Origin of the sequence: uncultured Pontibacter sp. (assembly GCF_947502515.1) — a bacterium.
Lineage (GTDB): Bacteria > Bacteroidota > Bacteroidia > Cytophagales > Hymenobacteraceae > Pontibacter.
On record NZ_CANNAI010000004.1, the window covers coordinates 1 to 22,680 of the forward strand.

The following is a 22,680-nucleotide window of genomic DNA, read 5'->3' on the forward strand; positions in this document are numbered from 1 at the left end:
TATGCGAGACCCGCTTGTACAGTGGTGTGAGAGGCGCACCCCGTCAGCTAACGCTGACGGGGCCGTCTACTCGATTGTAGATATGTTTATTAATATTCCTACATTTGTTGAGGATTGTTTTAAATTCTTTGGTATAGCAGGATGGGCTGCTTATCAAATACATACCGCTTATCAATTAGCAAGTAGCAGATTTTTAGAAAATAAGGTGCCCCAAGAGAGTCGCGAAATAGTACCTAAGTATTAATTAAGGTTTTTACTTTGACAGCTGATTAGGTAATTAACAACATGCCATTTTAATATACCTTACTCAATAAAAGTACCTTCCACGCCTCCAGCACCAAATGATCATCCAGCAACTTTTTACCCAGTAGTTCCAGCTCAGCACGAAGCAGCGCTTCATCATGGCTGTACTTACTAAAGGTATAGCTTACCAGTGGATCAGCCTTAAAGGCCTCTACTTCATCCGGACCAGGTATAACTTCTGTATTGCCAAGGCGGGCCAGGTAGTTGCCGGTCAAGATGCTGCTGTTGCGGATGTGCTCCGGTAGTTGGTCTACACCAACGCCTTTGTTGCGCACGGGCTTGGGAAGCTCGAAAATGCAATCGCCGTTAGCCCGCAGGTAGTAGTCACCTCCCATACGGGCCACTGCGTCCAGTTTAAACGGATCGATCTTGCCTTCTTCGTTCAAGATATTCTCGTTCACATGAATAAGTAGCACCTCACATATCACCAGGTTACCCGCACCACCTTCCGGTCCCAAGCTAATTATTTCATTCACCCGGCACTCCATCGCGAAGGGCGCTTCCTTCACACGAGGAGCACGTACCATCACCGAAGGCTCTGGCGTCAATCCTGATTTAATGAACTCGTTAACGCCCTTGTCATACTCCGTGCTGGCTAGCGACATCTGCTCCACCATATCATAGTTGCAAATATTGATCACGACTTCTTTTGTCGATTCCACATTCTCTAGGGTGTGCTTGCCTGTGTTGTCACGCACGCGGCGGGCAGGGGAGAAGACCACGATGGGCGGTTTAGCGCTGAACACGTTGAAGAAACTGAACGGGCTCAGGTTCACATTCCCCTTCTCATCCACCGTGCTGGCAAAGGCAATCGGCCGCGGTGCTATGGCTCCCAGCAATAAAGCATGTACTTCCGCCGTTTTGGTTTCTTTCGGGTTTATCGTTTTCATGGTGTTTAATTCAGAAAGTGGTAAAGAGTCTGCAAGTTACAAAATGTATGAATGAATAAGTCAAAGGCAGAAGAACCCAGACATGTCATTTCGACCTTAGGGAGAAATCTGGGAGATTATTGAGTCAATGGAATAATACAGATATCTCCTTTCGTCGAGATGACAGAAAAAATTCTATAGCCTGCCTGAGCAAAATCAATAAAAAGAGAAATAGTGTCAATTCTTAAATACTGATTCAGACAATTAACTATACTATATAACTGTTTTCAAAAACATTTTACGTAATTTTGCTTTCTAGCGAGAATGTGTTTTAATCTATATTCTACATTTTTGCTTCATGGCCTGTTAGCAAAGCAAACGCTATTTTACCCTGTATGAAAATTAAACTGGTACTCTTTCTGAGTCTTCTCTTTTTTGCCTCCTGTAGCTCACTCCGCACACGTAATATTGTCTATTTTAGTGATCTTGAACAGAAGCCGCTTATTACTGAGCCGGTTGAACTGAAACGTTTGACTATCAAGCCTGGTGATCTACTGGCGATTGAAGTGCTCACTCCTAATGCGGAAACAAATTTGCTGTTCAATAGGGGCATTATTATGGAAGAGGGAGCTGGCGGTGGCGGACAAATGATGCGCCAGCAGGGAAATCAGAATGAAGGTTACCTGGTAGATACGAAAGGCGCAATTGATTTCCCGGTGCTAGGCAATATGCAGGTACATGGTATGACAACGGAACAAGTTCGGGATTCCATTATGTTACAAGTACGCGATTACGTGCAGGATCCCATTGTAAAGGTAAGATTACAGAATTTCCGCTTCACGATGATGGGTGAAACTGGACCATCCGTTGTGCAGGTTCCTGCTGATAACGAAGAAGTAAATTTGCTGGAGGGCCTGGCCATGGCAGGAGGCATTTCCATCTATGGTAAGATGAACAATGTACTGGTGATTCGGGAGCAGGATGGGCAGCGTACCATGGCCCGCTTAAACCTGAACAGCAAGGAAACACTGACCTCACCTTATTTTTACCTGCAACAGAATGATATTGTGTATGTAGAGCCAGATAAGGCCAAAGTAACAGGTACGAGCTTTATCCGTCGTAACTGGGGCTTTGCTGCCGGTATCGTATCCTCAGCCTGGGTGCTTTACCAATTGTTAAAGTAATATAATGTTTCCTTATTTATAATAATGTCTGAACTTGATTTCCAGGAAGACAACAGCGAGTCTTTAGATATAAAAGGCCTGATCATGCGGTACCTGCGCTACTGGTACCTGTTTGTGATAGGTGTGGCACTGGCCCTTACTGCAGCGCATTTATATCTGCGCTATTCTACTCCTGTGTATAGCGTGAAAGCAACAATCCTGATAAAAGATGAAAGCGGTGCAGATTTGGCAAATAGCGGGGTATTTGGGGATTTAGCTGGGCTAAAGGCCAATAAATCTTTTTCAAACGAAGTGCTTATCATAAAGTCTAAGGGCTTAATGGAACGTGTCTTGCTGGAACTGGGGCTCGAAGTGTCTTATTTTGGTGAAGGACGCATCAAGTCTCCGGAACTCTATGGCGGACGTAGTCCTATCAAAGCTGTAATTACCCAGCTTGACTCAGCAGGTTTAGGTAGGAGCTTTGTAGTGGAAGTGGAGAGTGGCAATACTTTCAGTATTTGGGAAGGTGAAAACAAAGTATCGACTCATAAATTCGGAGAACAGATCAAAAAAAGTTACGGATCTTTTACTATCGTAGCTGATTCGGATCTTATGGATGACAAAGGGCGTCGTGTGTTAGTTCGTTTCAATGACTTACGCAAGTTAGCTAGTCGCTATAGCAAGCAACTGGGAGTGAAGAGCGTCAATGAATTTGCTACTGTTATGGAGCTTAGTCTGACCGACCCGGTGCCAGCGAAAGGGAAAGATATTTTAAATAAGTTGATCGAGGTGTATAACCGTGAAACGATCAGTGAGAAAAACTTAGCTGTTACTAAAACTATCCAGTTTATTGACGAGCGCCTCGTATACCTGACAGCAGAGTTGAGCGATGTAGAACAAGATGTACAGGAATATCTGCAGGAGAACCGTATAATTGATCAATCGGCGAGTGGTGGGCTATATTTAAGCACAGCACATGGACTAAACCAGCAGATTACAGAAAACGAAATTAAGCTGGAAATCCTGGAGTCAGTAGAGTCCTACCTGCAGAAAGAAGAAAACAAGTATGAACTGGTTCCTACCAGTCTCGATATTTCAGATCAGACTTTAGGTGGGTTGATAGGAAATTTCAACGAATTACAGAACCAGCGCCGTCGCCTGGGCCGCTCTGTTACTGAAAATAACCCGGTGCTGCGCAACGTAAACGAACAGCTGGAAGTCCTTCGCCTTAATATATTAGAGAATATACGTAACATCCGGGAAGGGCTACTGGTTGTCCGTCGCAACCTGGAGGCCAACGCACGTCAGTTCGAGTCACAGGTGCGGCAGGTGCCCTCTATGCAGCGAGAACTAACCAAAATAAGCCGACAGCAGGGGGTTAAGGAAGGCTTATACCTATACCTGCTCCAGAAGCGTGAGGAAGCGGCTTTGTCTCAGGCCATTACCCCTTCAAACTCCCGTGTTATCGACCCTGCAGCAGCCGGAGGTAGCCCGATTGAGCCTCAGTCTACAAATATCTATCTGATGGCACTATTGGCTGGCTTGGCTATTCCTTTTGCTGGAATTTTCCTTCGTGACATGCTGAACGATACTGTGCAGGAAGTGCGGGATGTAGAAAAAGCCACGACTACTCCTATTCTGGGTGAGATCGGGCATAATAATACAGAGGAAATGCTGGTCATCAGTCAGCAGAGCCGCAGTTCCAGTGCTGAGCTCTTCCGCCTGCTACGTGCTAATCTACAGTTCGCAGCAGGAGGAAAAGAAAACAAGGTGATCCTCGTTACTTCTAGTATGAGTGGTGAAGGAAAAACCTTCTTCAGCCTGAACCTTGCTGCTAGTTTGATGATGACGGGTAAAAAAGTAGTGGTATTAGGTTTTGATCTTCGTAAGCCGAAGCTGACACAAGGTGTAAATCTGCCAAACAATATTGGTATCACCAACTACCTGATCTCCGACAGCGTACAGATCGAGGACATGATCCAGTTTGCACCAGATATGCCTGAACTGGCTATTATCGGCTCTGGTCCTATTCCGCCTAACCCTGCTGAGCTAATGTTGCTTCCTAAGATCGGTGTGCTAATTGATGAGTTAAAAGCAGCATTTGACTATATCATCTTGGATTCCTCGCCTGTTGGGCAAGTAGCGGATACCTTGGCATTGGCACCTTACATTGATTCAAGCCTTTATATTGTGCGCTATAATTACACGCATAAAAAGCAGCTTCAGATCATCGACGACCTTTATAAGTCACGGAAACTCAAACATCCGATGATCGTACTGAACGATGCCAAGAAATCGAACAGTTATGGCTACTCTTATGGGTATGGCTATGGTTACGGGAATTACTATGAAGAAGAGTCGAAGGGATTGGGGAGTAAGTTGAGGAAGTTGGTGAAGTAATACCTTCCCCAGCCCCCTCCTAAGAACAGGAGGGGGCTGGGGAAGGTGCAGGTTAATCATTCCCGAAGTCCCCCTTTGAAGTCGAAGATCCCGGACTTGATTCGGGAGGGGCAGGGGGATGACAATCGTTCTAAATTTGCCCTCTCAGGCAGAGATGGTTAATAAGTGAAAATGAAAACTAGAAAAACGAACATAAACAAATGTCAGGTATAGAAATGACAGGTATAGAGAATGCCAAAATTGCCGTAATCGGGTTAGGTTATGTAGGTTTACCACTAGCTGCTGAGTTTGCAAAGAAGTTTCCTACTGTTGGTTTCGACATCAATGAAAGTCGGGTGCTCGAACTGAATGAGGGGTATGATCGCACGTTAGAGATTGAAAATGATTATTTAAAATCGGTTCTAACTTCAAACTCTAATAGTCAGGTGGGTTTGTATTGCTCAAATAACCTGAATGACATTGAAGCCTGCAACTATTATATCGTCACTGTACCTACCCCGGTTGATAAGAATAATCGCCCGGACCTGACCCCACTGTACAAAGCGAGTGAGACGGTCGGTAAAGTGCTGAAGCGAGGCGATATTGTGATCTATGAATCGACAGTATACCCTGGTGTGACAGAAGAGGAATGCGTGCCGGTACTGGAACGTATGTCAGGATTAAAATTTAATGAAGACTTTTTTGCTGGCTATTCTCCTGAACGCATCAACCCAGGGGATAAAGAGCATACTGTTTCTAAAATTCTAAAAATCACTTCCGGCTCTACTCCTGAAACAGCAGAAAAAGTAGACCAGCTGTATAGAGCAGTAATCACAGCAGGAACGCACAAGGCAGCATCTATAAAGGTTGCAGAAGCAGCGAAGGTGATCGAGAATGCACAGCGTGATATCAATATTGCCTTCGTAAACGAACTTGCCAAAATTTTCAATCGTCTGGGTATTGATACAGACGAGGTATTGGAAGCAGCCGGAACGAAATGGAATTTTCTCAAATTCAAGCCTGGCTTGGTAGGAGGACATTGTATCGGGGTTGACCCATATTACCTGGCACAGAAAGCACAGGAAGCTGGATATCACCCGGAGATCATCCTGGCTGGTCGCCGCTTAAATGACGGTATGGGCGAGTATGTGGCCCATGAAGTGATTAAATTGATGGTTAAGAAGGACATTGCTGTAAAAGGAGCAAATATCCTGGTACTGGGCATTACTTTCAAAGAGAACTGCCCGGATGTGCGCAATACTAAAGTAGTAGACATCCTGCGTACCCTTAAAGATTACGATACCAATATCACGATCTACGATCCATGGGCTGAGCCAGCAGAAGTGAAGCACGAATACGGTTGGGATTCGGTGAAAGAACTGAATGGTGTAACAGACTGTGACGCCATTATCCTGGCCGTATCCCACAATGAATTCCGGGAACTAGATTTAAGTAAACTCTGCAAAGGCAAAGCTGTTATCTACGACGTGAAAGGTGTTCTCCCAAAAGAACTCGCAGACGCGCGTCTTTAAGAATAGAAGCAAAGCTCCCCTCCTTGGCTAAGGAGGGGTCGGGGTGGTTTGACCCGGTATTTCAAACTTATTTTACAATAAAGAATATGTACAATACACCTTACCATAACACTGACTTAAGCCAAAACACTTTTCTAGTTACAGGAGGTGCTGGCTTCATCGGTTCTAATATCGCAGAATACTTGCTCAAGTACGGTGCAGGAAAGGTGCGCGTACTGGATAACTTCTCTACCGGCTCTCACGCAAACATAGAAGAATTCAAAAGCAACCCAGTTTTTGAGCTGATCGAGGGTGATATCCGGGATCTGGAAACATGCCAGAAAGCATTGGAAGGTATAGACTATGTATCGCATCAGGCTGCCCTAGGTTCAGTTCCCCGCTCCATCAATGACCCGATTACTAGTAATGAAGTAAACGTAAGTGGATTTTTGAATATGCTGGTTGCAGCAAGAGATGCCCAGGTTAAAAGCTTTGTGTATGCCGCGAGCTCCAGTACCTATGGTGATCATCCCGGACTACCGAAAGTAGAGGACAAAATTGGTAACCCACTTTCTCCCTATGCTGTCACGAAGTATGTAAATGAATTGTACGCTAGTGTTTTCTCTAAGACCTACGACTTTCATACTATTGGACTCCGGTACTTCAACGTGTTTGGACCAAAACAAAACCCTAAAGGACCTTATGCGGCAGTAATTCCACTTTTTATAAAGGCAGCACTTCAGAGTAAAGCTCCATATATTAATGGGGATGGTGAGACTAGCCGTGATTTTACCTTTGTGGAAAATGCGGTGCAGGCTAATGTGAAAGCCATGTTGGCTGAAGGTATAGCAGAACATGATGTCATAAATGTTGCATTTGGAGAACGCACTACCTTGAATCAGCTCTGGTGTAGAATCACGGATATGGCAGGTATAAATTTAGCACCCGAATATAGAGAAGAACGCAAAGGCGATGTACAACATAGTTTGGCTGATATCAGTAAAGCGAGCAATTTGATAGGTTATGTTCCTACTTACTCTGTATTGGAGGGTTTAGGAATTGCCTACAACTGGTACAAAGAACAAGAGACTATCAAATTATGAACCTACTGATTACCGGCGGTGCCGGGTTCATCGGCTCGCACGTGGTGCGGCTTTTCGTGGAGCAGTACCCAGATTACCATGTCTTCAACCTTGATGCCTTGACCTACGCGGGCAACCTGCAGAACCTGGCGGACGTGGAGGGCAGACCTAACTACACCTTCCTCCGCGGGGACATCACGGACGCCTCCTTCCTGGAGTCGATTTTTGCCGAGCACAAATTTGAGGCGGTGATCCACCTGGCGGCCGAGTCGCATGTGGACCGCTCCATCGCAGGGCCCATGGCCTTCGTTCAGACCAATGTGATGGGTACGGTGAATTTGCTCGAGGCCTGTAGAAGGCACTGGGCAGGTGAGATGGAGGGCAGGCTGTTCTACCACGTCTCCACCGACGAGGTGTACGGCTCGCTTGGAGAAGACGGCCTGTTTACTGAAAGCACGGCCTACGACCCGCGCTCGCCCTACTCGGCCTCCAAGGCGGCCTCGGACCACTTCGTGAGGGCTTGGCACCATACCTACGGTTTGCCGGTGAAACTGAGCAACTGCTCCAACAACTACGGACCAAACCACTTCCCCGAGAAACTGATCCCGCTGGCCATCCACAACATCCGGGAGAACAGGCCGGTGCCCGTGTACGGCAAGGGCGAGAACGTGCGCGAGTGGCTCTTCGTGAAAGACCATGCCCGGGCCATCGACGACATCTTTCACCGCGGCAAGCTGGGGGAGACCTACAACGTGGGTGGGGTGAAAGAGTGGCGCAACATAGATTTGATCGAGCTGCTCAGCGACGTGATGGACGAGAAGCTGGGAAGAGAGCAGGGCGAGTCGCGCAAGCTAATCACCTTTGTCAAGGACCGTGCCGGCCACGACGCACGCTACGCCATCGACTCCTCAAAGCTGATGCGGGAGCTGGGCTGGAAACCCTCGGTCAGCTTCGAGCAGGGCCTGAGAAAGACTGTAGACTGGTGCCTGGCGAACGAAGCTTGGCTGGAGGAGGTGACAAGCGGCCACTACCGCGATTATTATAAAGAGCAGTACCAGAAGCGGTAAAGGCAGCTAGCTGCTGCAACTCATTGCACAGTATGACTATTTTTAGAACGCACAGCTGCGGGGATTGTGGAAAGGCAATCTGCAGCTAACAACCGACAATTTAACCTATGAAAGGCATCATCCTGGCCGGGGGCTCCGGCACCCGGCTGCACCCGTTGACGCTGGCCGTAAGCAAGCAGCTCATGCCGGTGTATGACAAGCCCATGATCTACTACCCGCTCTCCACACTGATGCTGGCGGGCATCAGGGAGATCCTGATCATCTCCACGCCCCACGATCTGCCCATGTTCGAGCGGCTGCTCGGGGACGGTTCCCGTATCGGCTGCAGGTTCAGCTACAAGGTGCAGGAGACGCCGAACGGGCTGGCGCAGGCCTTCGTGATTGGGCAGGAGTTCATCGGAGATGACAAAGTCGCTTTGGTGCTGGGCGACAACATCTTCTATGGGGCGGGCATGGGCTCGGTGCTGCGCGAGAACGCGGACCCCGAGGGCGGGGTGGTGTACGCCTACCACGTCACGGACCCGGAACGCTACGGGGTGGTCGAGTTCGACGAGAGCGGAAAGGCCGTCTCCATCGAGGAGAAGCCGGCAGCGCCTAAGTCCAGCTACGCCGTGCCGGGTCTCTACTTCTACGACAATGACATTGTCGGAATTGCAAAGAACCTAAAACCCAGCCCAAGGGGTGAGTACGAGATCACGGACGTCAACCGCGAGTACCTGCGCAGAGGCAGGCTGAAGGTGGGCGTGCTCAACCGCGGCACGGCCTGGCTCGACACGGGCACGGTAGCTTCGCTGATGCAGGCTGCCATCTTCGTGCAGGTGATCGAGGAGCGGCAGGGACTCAAAATCGGCTGCATCGAGGAGGTGGCCTGGCGCATGGGCTTCATCGATGACGAGCAGCTCAGAATGCTAGCGGAGCCACTGCGCAGAAGCGGATACGGCGAGTACCTTATCCAGGTGCTCAAGGAGAATTATGGAGCGGTTAAATTGTCATTTTAATTTTTACCTTAGAGGTATTTAATCACTTCTATAAAAGTCATCGTGAAAGCACATATAATAGAATTCCCTAAAATACTGGACCCACGTGGTAACCTTACATTTTTGCAGAGTCCTCAGCAAATTCCTTTTCAAATTAAGAGGGTTTTCTGGACATATGATGTGCCAGGTGGCGAGCAAAGGGGAGGGCATGCCTTTAGGCAGCAGGAGGAGATTATTATTGCCTTAAGCGGCAGCTTTGATGTGGTGATAACGAATACAGATGGCAATTCTGAGAAATTCTTCCTTAATCGCAGTTATTATGGCATTTATGTGCCTGCATTAACTTGGAGACATATGGAAAATTTTTCAACCAATGCCTTAAGTGTGCATTTGTCAAGTATGGTCTATTCTGCATCGGATTATATATATAGTATTGAAGAATTTAAAGGTATTAAATGAGTCAGACAACAGTTTTTGATTGTAGTATCTTGCAGTTGCCCAGAGTGCACAATCCAGCCGGCGATATTACTGCTATAAACAATATGCAAGAGGTCCCATTTGAGGTGCAGCGTGTTTACTACCTGTATGATGTTCCCGGAGGAGAATCTCGTGGTGGACATGCACATAAGAATTTGCAACAGCTAATCATAGCTGCCAGTGGTAGCTTTGACCTAACTGTAGATGATGGAAGTGTAAAACGTACATTTCATCTATCAAGGCCTTATATAGGATTATACATGCCTTCTGGTCTTTGGAGGGAATTAGATAACTTCTCATCTGGTGCCATATGTCTCGTATTGGCATCTCTTCCCTATGGGGAGCACGATTATATTAGAGAATACTCCGATTTCTTGAAGATAAAGAAAATGCAGTTTGTTGATTACGACAAAAGGTATCTTGATCTATCATGGAATTGGTTGAGAGACCAAGAAATAAAAAGACTTACTATGACCCCCAAATTTACTAGGGAAGAGCAGTTGTCTTTCTTTTCTAGACTCTCGGCAAGAAAAGATTATTTTATAAAAGGTATAGAATATGAAGGGGTACCTGTTGGAGTCTGTGGTCTGAAAAATATCGATTCGTCCTCTGGAGAGTACTGGGGGTATATTGGTGAAAAAGAATATTGGGGGAAAGGTCTTGGTAAAATAATTATAGATTTTATAGTTAATCATGGGCGAAACTTAGGACTTAAAAAAGTTTGGCTAAAAGTAGATAGCGAGAATCAAAGAGCGATTAGGAGTTATGAGAAGTATGGATTTACTATGATTGATAGTGGTAGTGTAAAAATTTATGAATACAAGCTATAATGTTAAAAGTAGAGCGTTATACTAAAGAGCACTTAGAAGATTGGAACAAAGTACTCTCCGAGGCTAAAAATGGCACCTTTCTTCATGCCCGCTCATTTATGGAATATCATAAGGACCGTTTCGAGGATGCCTCACTAATTGTTTACGACAAAAATAAGCCAGTCGCCATCTTCCCAGCTAATAAAGTTGATGAAAAGACAATAGCATCTCACTCAGGTTTAACTTACGGTGGTTTTGTTGTACCCCTAAATACTTATTCTAAGGCAGTGCTCCAGTATATATCAAGAATGCTGGAATATTGTTTTGAAAATAAAATTGAAAGAGTACTCTTTAAACAAATGCCTTCATTTTACTGCTCTAAAAGCCAAGATGAAATTGACTATGGCTTATTTCTAACACAAGCAAAGTTGTATAGAGTTGATATTGCTTCTGTAATCAAACAAGGAGCCAGCCAAAAGGCGAAAATTCAGGAAAGAAGACTTAGGTCAGTCAAAAAGGCTCGTAAACTTGGAGTAAGTGTAGTAGAAACAACGGATTTCGGTGTCTTTTGGAACGAAATTCTAATACCAAATTTAAGTGAGCGTTTCGGAGTTAATCCGGTACACTCTTTGGATGAAATTCAACAGCTCTACAAAGATAACAACCCCCACATTCGACAATTTGTCGCCTTGCTTGATGGGCAAATAATGGCGGGTACAACCATATTCGAGACACAAACAACTGCCCATGCACAATATATATCTGCCTCAAACGAAGGCAGAGCGAACGGCTCATTAGATTTATTGTTCTTTGAAATAATAAATGAAACCTTCAAACATAAGGATTACTTTGATTTCGGTATTGTGAATGAGCAGAACGGATGCAAGGTGAACGAAGGTTTATTAGACTGGAAAGAAGGCTTTGGAGCCAGAGCTTACGCTCATCGATTCTATGAAATTAATACAGCGAATTTTAAAATGATTGAGCAAGCTTTTTTATAATATGATGACAGTACCATTCTTGAATTTCGAACCTATGCACTCAGCTATCAAGGCTGAAATGCGAAATGCCTTTGAGAAAGTTTACGACAGTTACTGGTATATTATGGGTAAGCAGTTGTCGGATTTTGAGAAAGCCTATTCTCGATTTAACCAAGTCGAACATGTAATAGGAGTAAGCAATGGCCTAGATGCCTTGCACTTGGCTTTGAAAGCATTAAATATTGGTCCTGGTGATGAAGTCATTGTGCCTTCTAACACCTATATAGCTACTGCTTTAGCAACATCCTATGTTGGGGCTACCCCAGTTTTTGTAGAACCTGATCAATCAACTTACAACATTAGCCCAAATAATATAGAAGAAGCTATTACATCAAGAACCAGAGCTATAATGCCAGTACATTTGTATGGTCAAGCCTGTAATATGGATGCTATTATGGAAATAGCAAAGAAACATGGGCTCTATGTTATAGAAGATAATGCGCAGGCACATGGGGCTGCTTTTGCAAGTAAGATTACAGGTAGTTGGGGGCATGCAAATGGTACCAGCTTTTATCCTGGGAAAAATTTGGGAGCGCTAGGAGACGGTGGAGCTGTTACTACCAATGACTCAGAAGTGGCAATGCGTATACGGGCGCTGAGAAACTACGGTTCTCAGGTTAAATACAAGAATGAATTTATAGGTCATAACATGCGTCTCGATGAGTTACAGGCTGCGTTCTTGACAATAAAGCTTAAATACCTACAGCGATGGACGGCTCAGCGCCAGCAGATTGCTGCTTGGTATAATGAAAACTTAAGTGTGTTAGATGACCTCGTACTGCCATATGTGCACCCGGAAGCGACGCACGTATACCATTTATATGTTATTAAAACTAAGCTTAGGAATGAGCTTCAAGAATACTTAGCAAATCACAATATAGGTACATTAATACATTATCCTATTCCCCCTCATTTGCAGAAGGCTTATGTGCATTTGGGATATAAGAGTGGAGACTTTCCAATTGCTGAAGAGTTAGCCAATACATGCTTAAGCTTACCATTGTGGCCAGGGATGGATAACAAAGAAGTACTGCAAGTATGTGATGTGATAAAACGCTTCTATGCTACTAATTGATAGATAATTTGTAGTTTAGACTATAAGTGGTAGATAAAATTTGCTTGTTAATTAAGAAAGTAACTATTAGGACAGTTATCTAAAGTAATGTTCCTAGCAAGAATAAAGTGACAAATAAAGCGTTTTCAGGAAATGCTTTATTTGGTGGGCCCACATTTAAAGTATAAAAGAGGAAGTTAAAAGGAGTCGCGATTATAGTTATTTGCTCATGAGTAAAACGTTGTCAAACGATAAGGGTGGGTCATACAGACAGATATTTAAAGTTACATCCATCTTTGGTGGAGTTCAGGTATTCAATATTATTATTACAATTGTAAGAACCAAAATGGTTGCGGTATTCTTAGGGCCATCCGGAATGGGAATAGTAACCCTTCTGACATCAACTACTGGCTTAATTGAAGCTTTAACTAATTTTGGTATCAGTAAATCTGCAGTTAAAAATGTTGCAGCTTCTTATGCAACTGGTGAGGCACAAAAGTTTGGCACCACAGTAGCGGTATTTCGTAAATTAGTTTGGTTTACGGGCTTGTTGGGGTTTTTAGTTACTTTGCTCTTTGCCCCTTGGTTAAGTGATATTGCCTTTGGCAATAGGAATTACACTGTTGCCTTTCTATTGATATCAATAACCTTGCTATTTTCCCAGATTTCAGCTGGGCAGGGAGTGGTTCTCCGTGGGACAAGAAAGATTCAATCGATGGCTAAGTCAAGCATGATAGGCGCTGTAATGGGGCTTGTCATCTCTGTTCCACTGTATTATTTCTTCAGAGAAGAAGGGATTGTCCCTGCCATTATTATTACTTCTATTTCAGCATTAGTAGTTACTTGTTACTTCTCTCGGCAAGTTGAAGTCCCCGAAGTAGTGATTAGTAGAGAAACAATGTTAGCTGAAGGAAAAGATATGCTGCGCATGGGTTTCTTTATTAGTTTAAGTGGTATTATAGCTATTGGTGTAGCTTACATTGTAAGAATATTTATAAGTCATAAAGGAGGAGTAGCCGATGTAGGGTTATTCAATGCCGGTTTCGCTATTATAAATACATACGTCGGGATGATATTTACAGCGATGGCTACTGATTATTATCCCAGATTAGCAGCCGTAGCACACAATAAAAGCAGAAGTAGTGAGGAAATAAATCAACAGGCGGAAATAGCGCTACTAATTCTTGCTCCAATTTTAGTAGCTTTTTTAGTTTATATCAATTGGGCTGTGGTACTATTGTATTCCGATAAGTTTAGTCCTATTACTACCATGATACACTGGGCAGCTTTAGGTATATTTTTCAAAGCTATTAGTTGGGCAATAGGTTTTGTTATACTGGCGAATGGAAATAGCAAGATGTTTTTTTGGAATGAAGTTATAGCAAGCGCTTATATTCTAGGATTTAATATACTGGGGTATAGTTTAATGGGGCTAACTGGTTTAGGTATATCTTTTTTAATGGGGTATTTCATTTACCTCATTCAAGTCTACTTCATAGGTAAAATCTTTTATTCTTATACTATTAGCAGAGGATTGGTTAAAATTTTTTCTGTTCAATTTACTCTAGCTGTAGCATGTTTTCTCATTGTGCAAATGTTGGATAAAAGCTTTTCTTTTCCAATAGGTACAATTTTAATTTTAGCCTCATGCGTATTTTCATTTGTTGAGATGAATAAGCGCATAGAGATTATGGGTTTACTAAATAAGCTTATGAATAAGTTTAAATCTAAATGATACAGCAAGTAATTCAAGAAAAGCCGTTAGTATCTATAATTGTAGTTACTTACAACTCCTCTAATACTGTAGTAGAGACACTAGATAGTATTAAACATCAGACTTATTCTGAGCTTGAATTAATAGTTTCTGATGATTGCTCTAATGATAATACAGTTCAAATATGCAGGGACTGGTTTGAGGAGAATGCTGGCAGATTTGTAAGATCCGAGTTAGTTACTTCTCTCAAAAATACTGGTATTGCTCCTAATTTTAATCGAGGATTAGCAATAGCACAAGGAGAATGGATAAAAACTATTGCAGGGGATGATGCTATGTTTCCAAACCTTGTAGAAGCTTATATTGATTATATTGAAACTCAACCTGAAGTAAAGTTTTTACATTCTAATGTATATATGTACAAGGACTCTTTCAAAGAATGTAACCGTCTCCCAGTGCCAAATTCATCTAGTTTTACAATCAATAAAGATGGTTTAACGCCTGAAATGCAATTTCAAATTTTGCTTAGAAAGTGTCAAATTTGGGCTGCAACAGTTATGATTAAAAGTGAAATTTTTAAGGAATTGGGCTATTTTGACGAATCTATCCCAATGTGGGAAGATAGGCCAATGTGGCTCAAAATCACAAAACATAACATTAAGCTAACTTATCTGAATATAGTAGGAGCAAAATATAGAATTTGCTTAAGTTCTGTTCAGAAAGATAGCAGTTACAAAAAAGTATTTTCTAATTTCGATGTTTTACGTGGAAAAGTTTTTTATAAAAGGTATATACAATTGCTGCCAACTCAAGAAAGGATTCTAAAAAAAATAAAAATCAAAAGAATGTTATTTCTTGACAAGTTAGGTTTAAATAGAAACACAATTCTGATAAAAATTATTATTAAAATCACAAACTATCCTCTAAATATTTTTATAAATAGATTAGAGAAAAGAAATACTAAATTCTGAAATTAGGTTTCAAATTATATGCATAAAAGTAGCTGTGAAGACTAAAGTTTCAATAATTATTCCCACTTATAATAGAGGATATATATTATCTGAAACTATTAAAAGTGTTATTATCCAAACATATTCAAATTGGGAAGTACTTGTTGTTGACGATGGTTCATCTGATAATACAGAAAGCATTGTTACACTTTTTAATGAACAAGATAAAAGAATTAAATACCTAAAACGGCCAAATGATAGGCTAAAAGGTGCAAACGCATGTAGGAATTATGGTTTGGAAATGTCAACAGGTCAATTTATTAAATGGCTCGATTCAGATGATAAATTGCATGAAAAGTGCCTTGAATTGCAGTTAGCTAATTTACTTGCAAACAATTCAAATGTGAATTTATGCTTAGCAAGATTTTTTGGAGTCGAAAATGGTGAAGTGATATTGTTTGAGAAGCTTTGGAGCGATGTGTTATTAACTGAAAATATTACTAAAGATTTAATTACTAGTAGGTTGCAATGGCAAACAGCCACTGGATTATGGGGAAAAGATATTTTTGACAAACCTCCTTTTGATGAAAGAATCCAGAATTCGCAGGAATGGTTGTTTAATATTAAGCTTTCATTGAAACCTGAAATTAAAATTAGTACTCTAAATAAGAGTTTAGTTTATATAAGGACTCACATAGGGTCGATGAGTAATGAAAGTAACAAAAAAGGACGATATTATTTTTATGCTGCTTTAGCTAGATATTATGCTGTAAATCTAATTGGTAATAAAAATTTAGGAAACGAAATTAAACTATACTTATTTAAAAAGTTTTTGTGGTATCAGGCTTTTACACTTTACAAAGGTTCACCTAGTGGTTTTATTAAGCTCTTAACTTACTGGCCTTCATTCTTGATCAAAATTTTATCGCATTAAAAAAAAATAGCTGTAATGGCGAGTCTTGAATGAATTTAAATTAGTGTTAGCAAGCCTTTTTAATAAAGTAATTAATATTAATTCTTTAATTATCACAAACTTTCCAGAAATAAGAACTTTAAAATAATATGAAAATAGATTTAGTAGTAGGTACTAGGCCAGAAGCCATAAAAATGGCCATACTCTACAAGCAACTTCAAGAAAGAGGTCTTATTACAAGATTAATCAGTACTGGACAACATCGAGAAATGTTAGCTCAGGTATTTGATTGGTTTGAAATACAACCAGATTTTGACTTAGAGATTATGTCTCATAATCAAACTTTAAGTGGACTTAGTTCAAAGTGTATAGTTAAACTTCAAGAGCTGTTTGATACCGAAGGTAAAAGTAATTTAATACTAGTACAGGGAGATACAACAACTGCATTCGTTGCTGGACTAGTTGGATTCTATAATAAAATTAAAGTTGGGCATATAGAAGCTGGCCTTAGGACAGGAAATATAATGTCTCCATGGCCAGAGGAGGTTAATAGAAAGCTTATATCCCAATTTGCAGAGCTACATTTCGCACCAACTCAAAAGAGTAAAGAAGCTCTTATGTTAGAGAATGTTAATGAGGCAAATATTAGCGTTACAGGAAATACTGTAATAGACGCATTATTATTCTCTAGAAATAAAATTGAGACGAACAATATTTATCCTATTGAACTACAAGATTTTTTTGTAGGTGATAAGCAAGATAATAGGATTATATTAATTACTGGACATAGGAGAGAGAATTTTGGTTCGGGGTTTATCAATATTTGTGAAGCAGTAAATAAGCTGGCAGAACTGTATCCTGAAGTTTATTTTATTTATCCTGTTCATTTGAATCCGAACGTAAGTGAAGTTGTATTCAAGAAACTAGGTAATCAGCCTAACATTATGCTGATAAAACCGCTAGGGTACGCAGATTTTATAAGCTTAATGATGAGGTCATATATCATTCTTACCGACTCAGGCGGAGTACAAGAAGAAGCACCTTCGCTTAAGAAGCCTGTGCTGGTAATGAGAGAAGAGACTGAACGGGAGGAAGGTGTGCTTGCCGGAGTTGTAAAACTTGTTGGTACAGATGCAAATAAAATAGTTAAAGAGACATCACTTTTACTTGAAAATAGGGAAGCCTATGATAGCTATTTGGTTGGTGAAAATCCTTATGGCAATGGTAAGTCTTGTGAAATAATTGCTGAAATACTACAAAATGAAAGAAGTTATTCTATATAGGGGTCCTTTAGAAAGAGCTAGATTAAAATTATTAATAAATTCAATACTGCTAAACAATAATGATGAGGTCGATTTTGTGTGGATATTCCCCAATACACTTAGTCCTGACAAGCAGCAACATTTTAAAAGTTTTATTGATGAGTTCAATTTATCTAATATTCATCTGATTAATGAACCGCTTATTAAATACTTCAGCACCATAAAAAAAATTAAAACCCTATTTAGAACGATAGAAATTACGAAAGCGCATTTCATTGGATTTTCAGCCTGGGTGTATAGTCAAAGTTTGAATAGTACGTTTAAGGTATGGTATGTTAATGGTGTACCAGAAGAAAATCTAATGTATGGGAGTAGTATTACAGGTAATATTTCTAACTACTTTCAATGGAAGATTAATGGTTTATTTGACCAACCAGATAAAATAGTTACAGTTTCTAAGCCAATGACAAGGCTAATTAAGAGTTATATATTTAAATCTGCTAGTTTTATTGAAATACCAATAACAGTAGATACAGATTTGTTTTCTAATTCAAAAGGTATTACTGAAAAGAAGTACCTTACTTATTTAGGTACTGGAGCTCCATGGCAATCTTTAGATATACTGAAGGAAATTTGGGAAGAACTTCATCAGATTGATAGTTCACTAAAATTTAGAGTTATATCAAGGGATGATAGGACTAAAATTTTAGCTGAAAAACTACCAGCAGAATCAATTGAGTTCGTAGGTTCTAATAATTTTAAAGAGGTAGCTAATTGGCTAAGTGAATCGAAGATTGGTTTCTTAATAAGACGTGACAATATTGTTAACGAAGTAGCTTTCCCTACAAAATTTGCTGAATATACAGCTGCAGGCTCGTTAGTAGCTCTGTCTGAGCTTAAATGGGATTTGACTTCATATCTTAAAAATTATAATGTTGGAGTCCTTATTCCAGTAAAGGTTAACGCCGAAATAGCTGCTCAGAATATCTATGAGTATCTTCAACAATATGAAGATACATTATACTTGGATAGGCTTAAAGAAGTAAGCTATACCCTATCGAATGAATACTGGGCTCCTGTTTTAAATAAGCAATTATTAATAAACAAATACTAAAGTAGCTTTTGGGAAAAAGTTAATGCAAAACTTTGACTTGCCAGGCTAGGAATAAACTTACAATTTTTTTTAGAGAAGAGCTAAAAGGCTCTAATTGTAGTAATGGGAGCCAGTAATCAATCAAAAATTAGGGTATTAGTATTAATTGATCAGCTAAATGTTCCTCGCTGGATCAATGAGATTATTTCTTTTATACAAAATAGTTCGCACTTTATAATAATTGGACTTGTAGTAAATAAAGCTCCAAAAGCAGCAGACAATACTAACGGCTATAGGATTTTAAGAAAAGTAGATAGGTTAACTTTTCAATTCAATCCTAATCCATTTGATCGAGTTGCTTTAAGTAAAGAGTTACAAAATGATGTGCTCTTCGTTTCACCAAAGCAGAAAAAATTTAGTGATTATTTCTTAAACGAAGATATTCAGGAGCTAAAAAGTCTAAACCCAGATGTAATTTTAAGATTTGGTTTTAGAATACTAAGGGGAGATATTTTAAATATTGCTCCATTAGGTATTTGGTCTCTACACCATGCAGATAATGATATTAACAGAGGAGGGCCTCCTGGATTCTGGGAAGTAATTAACAAAGAGCCTGTAACAGGAGTAACTTTGCAGAGACTTTCTGAAGACCTTGATGGTGGGACTGTTATAGGTAAGTCCTTTATCAAAACTGATTATACTTCATTTAATCGTAATCAGGCTGCACTCTTTTGGGCAGGAGTAGAGTTGTTTAAATCTAAATTGGCTGCATTAGCAATGGGGGAGCTAACTGTGTTCCCAAATACAGGAGACAATAATATACATTTTCCAGCTTTTTATAGTCACCCATTATATAAGGATACTGCAAATATAAGAAGCATTCGATATGGAGTATCTTTAGCATTCAGAGCGATAAAAAGAAAGGTTGAGGACATACTCCATTTTCAACAGTGGTCAATAGGTTACTCCATAAAGGCAGGATTAGAAACGTCTTTATTTCGATATAAATACTTGACACCACCTAAGAATTGTATATGGGCAGATCCTTTTTTAGTTGAAGATACCACAGGAATCTACTTATTCGCGGAGCAAAAATATGGCTCCAAACCTGGGGAGATAGTATGCTTCAAATACGATGCTGTGACAAAATCTTTTGAGTTTATAGATGTTGTCTTGAAAGAACCTTTTCACCTCTCATACCCATTCGTGTTTGAGTTAAATGAGCGTTTCTGCATGATTCCTGAAAGTGGTGATAACAAACAAATAATATTATATGAGGCGCAGAACTTTCCTTTTAATTGGCAGAAGAAGAAAATTTTGATTGATAATATTGCTGCTTACGATGCTACCCTTCATCAGCACGATGGTTTATGGTACATGTTTGCTACTGTGAAAACTAATGAAGGCCTATCTGCCAATGAACTACTTCACATATATTACACAGATGATTTAGTAGAAGGCGAATGGAAAGCCCATAAAATGAATCCTGTGAAACATGATGTTAGAGGAGCACGACCAGCTGGTAGATTGTTTAATTTTAATGGTAAACTAATAAGACCAGGACAAATCGGAGCGCACAAATATGGTTTTGGGATTCAGTTTTTTGAGATTACTGAGTTGACTCCACAAGCCTTCAAAGAGCAACCTGTTAGTGAAATTAAACCATATTGGCGTAAGGATTTATTAGCAACACATACATTTAATTATTTGTCTGGCCTGTCAGTAATAGATGTCCAAAAGCTTATTCGTAAATTTTAAATGAAAGTATTACTTATAATTGATTCATTATATACAGGCGGTGCTGAAATATCATCCTTGCAGCTAATGTCCTACCTTAAATCAAAGGGGCATGCAGTTAAGTTATGTAAACTTCAGGATAGAATCCCAGAGTATGATCCATCCGATTTTGGTCTGACTAACGAAACAATTACACTTAATGGCAAATATTTAATCGAACAGGTTACTGGCATTGTAAATCTTATAAAAGAATTTAAGCCGGATGTCGTACATTCTGTATTATTCAAATCCAACATAAGAACAAGGTTAGCAAAAGCTATTTTTAACTTTCTTCATGTTGAGAGTCTTGTAAGCTGTCCTTATGATAATGTAAGGTTAAGAGACCCTAAGATAAATAAGTTAGGGTTCTACGTATATAAGTACATGGATAAAATGCTAGTTACAAAAGGGGTAGATTACTGCATTGCAATAACAGAACAGGTAAAAAGGCATTATAATAATGAATTAAGGATTCCAGGAAAAAAAATTGGCGTAATCAGTCGTGGTAGGGAAGTAAACGAATTTAAATCTATTGAAAAATCTTGTAGGGAAGATATTGTTACACAACTTGGGATTGATAAAGAAAGTGTTTTACTTATACATGTAGGAAGACAAGAATATGCTAAGGGCCACTTAATTTTCCTTAAAGCTCTGACTGATATTTATAAAAAAAAATCTGAGGTTTGGAGAGGTATTAAAGTATTGTTTTGTGGGAGGGAAGGAAATGAAACATCTGCTATTCTTGATTACTTGAGTCAACACCCTTACTTATCAGAAAATATATATTGGTTAGGTCATAGGAGTGATATCCCTAAATTGTTAGTGTCTTCTGACTTATTTGTGTTCCCATCTCTATATGAAGGTTTAGGTGGAGCATTGATAGAAGCTCAGGCAGCAGGGCTCCCTATTATTTGTAGTGACCTACCCGTCTTTAGCGAAGTAGTAGTTGACAAAGTAAATGCACTGATGTTCCCTATAGGAAATGAGATCGAACTTTCAAAGCAGCTGGTAAAACTTGTGCAGGACGCAGCTTTACGTGAAAGTATGAGTAAAAGGAGTTTAGAAAATTTTAACAATAAATTCAATCTGCGTAAAATAAACGAAGAGACGCTTAAGTTCTATCAGCAGATTATTTCATGAAAATTTTACAACTCATTCAAAAGCCCCAGCCACGTGGAGCTGAAATGTTTGCTGCCCAATTGTCGACTCAACTAGAAGCATTAGGGCACTCATCTAAGATAATCGCAATTTTCGGTAGTATAGAAAAGCATAAGTATAAAGCTGATTATCTGGTATTAGATGCTAATCCTAAAGCCCGCTTATGGGATAAAGCAGGATGGGGAAAATTAGCACAACTCATAAAGGAGCAAAATCCTGATATTATTCAGGCGAATGCTGGCGATACGCTGAAATACGCTGTCTTTTCGAAAATGCTATTCGGATGGAAACAACCTATTATATTTAGAAATGCAAGTACCCTAAGCTCTTACATAAAAAGTCCATTCCAAAAGCTGTACAATAGTTTTCTTTATAAGCAAACAGATGCGATTGCTTCAGTGAGTAAGCATTCCAGGAAAGACTTAATAAAGCTTTTCCCTGGCTTGTCAAGTAAAGCTATTACCATACCTATCGGGCTTGATGAAAAGAAAGTAGTCAATAACCCATTTGAAGCTTTCCCTTTAGAACAAATTAACCTTGTACATGTAGGTGGCTTCTCTTTCGAAAAGAACCATGTCGGCTTGTTACGTATTTTCCGCTCAGTAAAACAACAACAACCAAACGCGCACTTATGGCTTGTTGGAGATGGGTCTTTAAGAAATTCAATCGAGGATATTGTTATAGAGCATGAATTAAAAGGCTGTGTTCACTTCACTGGTTTCATAAATAATCCTTTGGACTACATTGCGAATGCGCATGCCTTACTCTTACCAAGTATAATTGAAGGTTTGCCTGGTGTAATCTTGGAAGCCATGTTGTACGAAACTCCTGTTATTGCCTATAATGTTGGCGGTATAGGTGAAGTAGTCCACCATAAGAGAACAGGTTGGTTGGTCGAGTCTGAGAATGAACGTGCTTTTGAAGAGACAATTCATGAAGTTTTACAATTGCCTTTTTCTGAAAAGGAGCAAATTATAGCTAATGCTGCCCAATTAGTCAGGAAATATTATATGAATTCACATATTACTTCGAACTTTGTGCAATTATATAACGAAGTACTAAGAAACAATTAAATACCGATTG

Annotated in this window: 20 protein-coding genes; 19 read left to right on the forward strand and 1 reads right to left on the reverse strand. The window is 40.3% G+C overall.

Annotated elements, in window-relative coordinates; translation table 11 throughout:
* Positions 1-244, forward strand: a 244-nt coding sequence (locus Q1A54_RS11280) for a hypothetical protein (protein ID WP_299987925.1), incomplete at its 5' end; no start/stop codon positions are given.
* Positions 245-293: 49 nt separating this feature from the next.
* Here the strand turns inward: Q1A54_RS11280 and Q1A54_RS11285 are convergent.
* The gene (locus Q1A54_RS11285) at positions 294-1,193 is read right to left on the reverse strand and encodes a flavin reductase family protein (RefSeq protein WP_299987928.1); all 900 of its coding nucleotides are present in this window, start codon (positions 1,191-1,193) and stop codon (positions 294-296) included.
* Between the two features lie 374 nt (positions 1,194-1,567).
* On the opposite strand from Q1A54_RS11285, the gene Q1A54_RS11290 reads away from it, so the two are divergent.
* The 18 genes from Q1A54_RS11290 to Q1A54_RS11375 all read left to right on the forward strand — a co-directional run bounded on the left by Q1A54_RS11290 (position 1,568) and on the right by Q1A54_RS11375 (position 22,670).
* Entirely contained in the window at positions 1,568-2,356 is a 789-nt protein-coding gene (locus Q1A54_RS11290) for a polysaccharide biosynthesis/export family protein (protein ID WP_299987931.1), read from the forward strand.
* 24 nt (positions 2,357-2,380) lie between these two features.
* A complete protein-coding gene (locus Q1A54_RS11295) occupies positions 2,381-4,735 on the forward strand; it encodes a polysaccharide biosynthesis tyrosine autokinase (protein ID WP_299987934.1) in 2,355 nt (784 codons plus the stop codon).
* Between the two features lie 200 nt (positions 4,736-4,935).
* Positions 4,936-6,246, forward strand: coding sequence for a nucleotide sugar dehydrogenase (locus Q1A54_RS11300; RefSeq protein ID WP_299987937.1), 1,311 nt, complete (start codon positions 4,936-4,938; stop codon positions 6,244-6,246).
* Between the two features lie 86 nt (positions 6,247-6,332).
* Positions 6,333-7,328, forward strand: coding sequence for an SDR family oxidoreductase (locus Q1A54_RS11305; protein WP_299988993.1), 996 nt, complete (start codon positions 6,333-6,335; stop codon positions 7,326-7,328).
* The gene (gene rfbB, locus Q1A54_RS11310; RefSeq protein WP_299987940.1) at positions 7,325-8,374 is read left to right on the forward strand and encodes a dTDP-glucose 4,6-dehydratase; all 1,050 of its coding nucleotides are present in this window, start codon (positions 7,325-7,327) and stop codon (positions 8,372-8,374) included. Before Q1A54_RS11305 ends, rfbB begins: the two co-directional genes overlap by 4 nt.
* Positions 8,375-8,481: 107 nt before the next feature.
* On the forward strand, positions 8,482-9,372 hold the full coding sequence (rfbA, locus tag Q1A54_RS11315) for a glucose-1-phosphate thymidylyltransferase RfbA (protein WP_299987943.1): 891 nt from the start codon (positions 8,482-8,484) through the stop codon (positions 9,370-9,372).
* Positions 9,373-9,414: 42 nt separating this feature from the next.
* Positions 9,415-9,810 (forward strand): FdtA/QdtA family cupin domain-containing protein, encoded by a 396-nt coding sequence (locus Q1A54_RS11320; protein ID WP_299987946.1) that lies wholly within the window; start codon positions 9,415-9,417, stop codon positions 9,808-9,810.
* Positions 9,807-10,658 carry a GNAT family N-acetyltransferase gene (locus tag Q1A54_RS11325; protein ID WP_299987949.1) on the forward strand — a complete coding sequence of 284 codons (852 nt, stop codon included), beginning with the start codon at positions 9,807-9,809 and terminating at the stop codon, positions 10,656-10,658. Before Q1A54_RS11320 ends, Q1A54_RS11325 begins: the two co-directional genes overlap by 4 nt.
* Positions 10,658-11,638 carry a GNAT family N-acetyltransferase gene (locus Q1A54_RS11330; protein ID WP_299987952.1) on the forward strand — a complete coding sequence of 327 codons (981 nt, stop codon included), beginning with the start codon at positions 10,658-10,660 and terminating at the stop codon, positions 11,636-11,638. The genes Q1A54_RS11325 and Q1A54_RS11330 overlap by 1 nt, the downstream gene beginning before the upstream one ends.
* Complete coding sequence (locus Q1A54_RS11335; RefSeq protein ID WP_366915807.1) at positions 11,619-12,752, forward strand: DegT/DnrJ/EryC1/StrS family aminotransferase; 1,134 nt, start codon at positions 11,619-11,621, stop codon at positions 12,750-12,752. Before Q1A54_RS11330 ends, Q1A54_RS11335 begins: the two co-directional genes overlap by 20 nt.
* 220 nt (positions 12,753-12,972) lie before the next feature.
* Entirely contained in the window at positions 12,973-14,466 is a 1,494-nt protein-coding gene (locus Q1A54_RS11340) for an oligosaccharide flippase family protein (protein ID WP_299987955.1), read from the forward strand.
* Positions 14,463-15,416, forward strand: a complete 954-nt coding sequence (locus Q1A54_RS11345) for a glycosyltransferase (RefSeq protein WP_299987958.1) — start codon at positions 14,463-14,465, stop codon at positions 15,414-15,416. The genes Q1A54_RS11340 and Q1A54_RS11345 overlap by 4 nt, the downstream gene beginning before the upstream one ends.
* 34 nt (positions 15,417-15,450) lie before the next feature.
* Complete coding sequence (locus tag Q1A54_RS11350) at positions 15,451-16,329, forward strand: glycosyltransferase family 2 protein (RefSeq protein ID WP_299987961.1); 879 nt, start codon at positions 15,451-15,453, stop codon at positions 16,327-16,329.
* 128 nt (positions 16,330-16,457) lie between these two features.
* Entirely contained in the window at positions 16,458-17,591 is a 1,134-nt protein-coding gene (gene wecB, locus Q1A54_RS11355) for a non-hydrolyzing UDP-N-acetylglucosamine 2-epimerase (RefSeq protein WP_299987964.1), read from the forward strand.
* Complete coding sequence (locus Q1A54_RS11360; RefSeq protein WP_299987966.1) at positions 17,569-18,684, forward strand: hypothetical protein; 1,116 nt, start codon at positions 17,569-17,571, stop codon at positions 18,682-18,684. Before wecB ends, Q1A54_RS11360 begins: the two co-directional genes overlap by 23 nt.
* Before the next feature lie 102 nt (positions 18,685-18,786).
* A complete protein-coding gene (locus Q1A54_RS11365; RefSeq protein ID WP_299987969.1) occupies positions 18,787-20,421 on the forward strand; it encodes a hypothetical protein in 1,635 nt (544 codons plus the stop codon).
* Complete coding sequence (locus Q1A54_RS11370; protein ID WP_299987972.1) at positions 20,422-21,579, forward strand: glycosyltransferase family 4 protein; 1,158 nt, start codon at positions 20,422-20,424, stop codon at positions 21,577-21,579.
* Entirely contained in the window at positions 21,576-22,670 is a 1,095-nt protein-coding gene (locus Q1A54_RS11375; protein ID WP_299987974.1) for a glycosyltransferase, read from the forward strand. The genes Q1A54_RS11370 and Q1A54_RS11375 overlap by 4 nt, the downstream gene beginning before the upstream one ends.
* Positions 22,671-22,680 lie beyond the last annotated feature (10 nt).

Bases quoted from the DNA above. Each gene is read 5' to 3' on its own strand.
- Q1A54_RS11290 (WP_299987931.1), top strand. From the start codon at position 1,568: ATGAAAATTAAACTGGTACTCTTTCTGAGTCTTCTCTTTTTTGCCTCC.
- Q1A54_RS11330 (WP_299987952.1), top strand. From the start codon at position 10,658: ATGTTAAAAGTAGAGCGTTATACTAAAGAGCACTTAGAAGATTGGAAC.
- Q1A54_RS11295 (WP_299987934.1), top strand. From the start codon at position 2,381: ATGTCTGAACTTGATTTCCAGGAAGACAACAGCGAGTCTTTAGATATA.
- Q1A54_RS11300 (WP_299987937.1), top strand. From the start codon at position 4,936: ATGTCAGGTATAGAAATGACAGGTATAGAGAATGCCAAAATTGCCGTA.
- Q1A54_RS11345 (WP_299987958.1), top strand. From the start codon at position 14,463: ATGATACAGCAAGTAATTCAAGAAAAGCCGTTAGTATCTATAATTGTA.
- Q1A54_RS11305 (WP_299988993.1), top strand. From the start codon at position 6,333: ATGTACAATACACCTTACCATAACACTGACTTAAGCCAAAACACTTTT.
- Q1A54_RS11365 (WP_299987969.1), top strand. From the start codon at position 18,787: ATGGGAGCCAGTAATCAATCAAAAATTAGGGTATTAGTATTAATTGAT.
- Q1A54_RS11375 (WP_299987974.1), top strand. From the start codon at position 21,576: ATGAAAATTTTACAACTCATTCAAAAGCCCCAGCCACGTGGAGCTGAA.
- rfbA (WP_299987943.1), top strand. From the start codon at position 8,482: ATGAAAGGCATCATCCTGGCCGGGGGCTCCGGCACCCGGCTGCACCCG.
- rfbB (WP_299987940.1), top strand. From the start codon at position 7,325: ATGAACCTACTGATTACCGGCGGTGCCGGGTTCATCGGCTCGCACGTG.
- wecB (WP_299987964.1), top strand. From the start codon at position 16,458: ATGAAAATAGATTTAGTAGTAGGTACTAGGCCAGAAGCCATAAAAATG.
- Q1A54_RS11325 (WP_299987949.1), top strand. From the start codon at position 9,807: ATGAGTCAGACAACAGTTTTTGATTGTAGTATCTTGCAGTTGCCCAGA.
- Q1A54_RS11285 (WP_299987928.1), bottom strand. From the start codon at position 1,193: ATGAAAACGATAAACCCGAAAGAAACCAAAACGGCGGAAGTACATGCT.
- Q1A54_RS11360 (WP_299987966.1), top strand. From the start codon at position 17,569: ATGAAAGAAGTTATTCTATATAGGGGTCCTTTAGAAAGAGCTAGATTA.
- Q1A54_RS11370 (WP_299987972.1), top strand. From the start codon at position 20,422: ATGAAAGTATTACTTATAATTGATTCATTATATACAGGCGGTGCTGAA.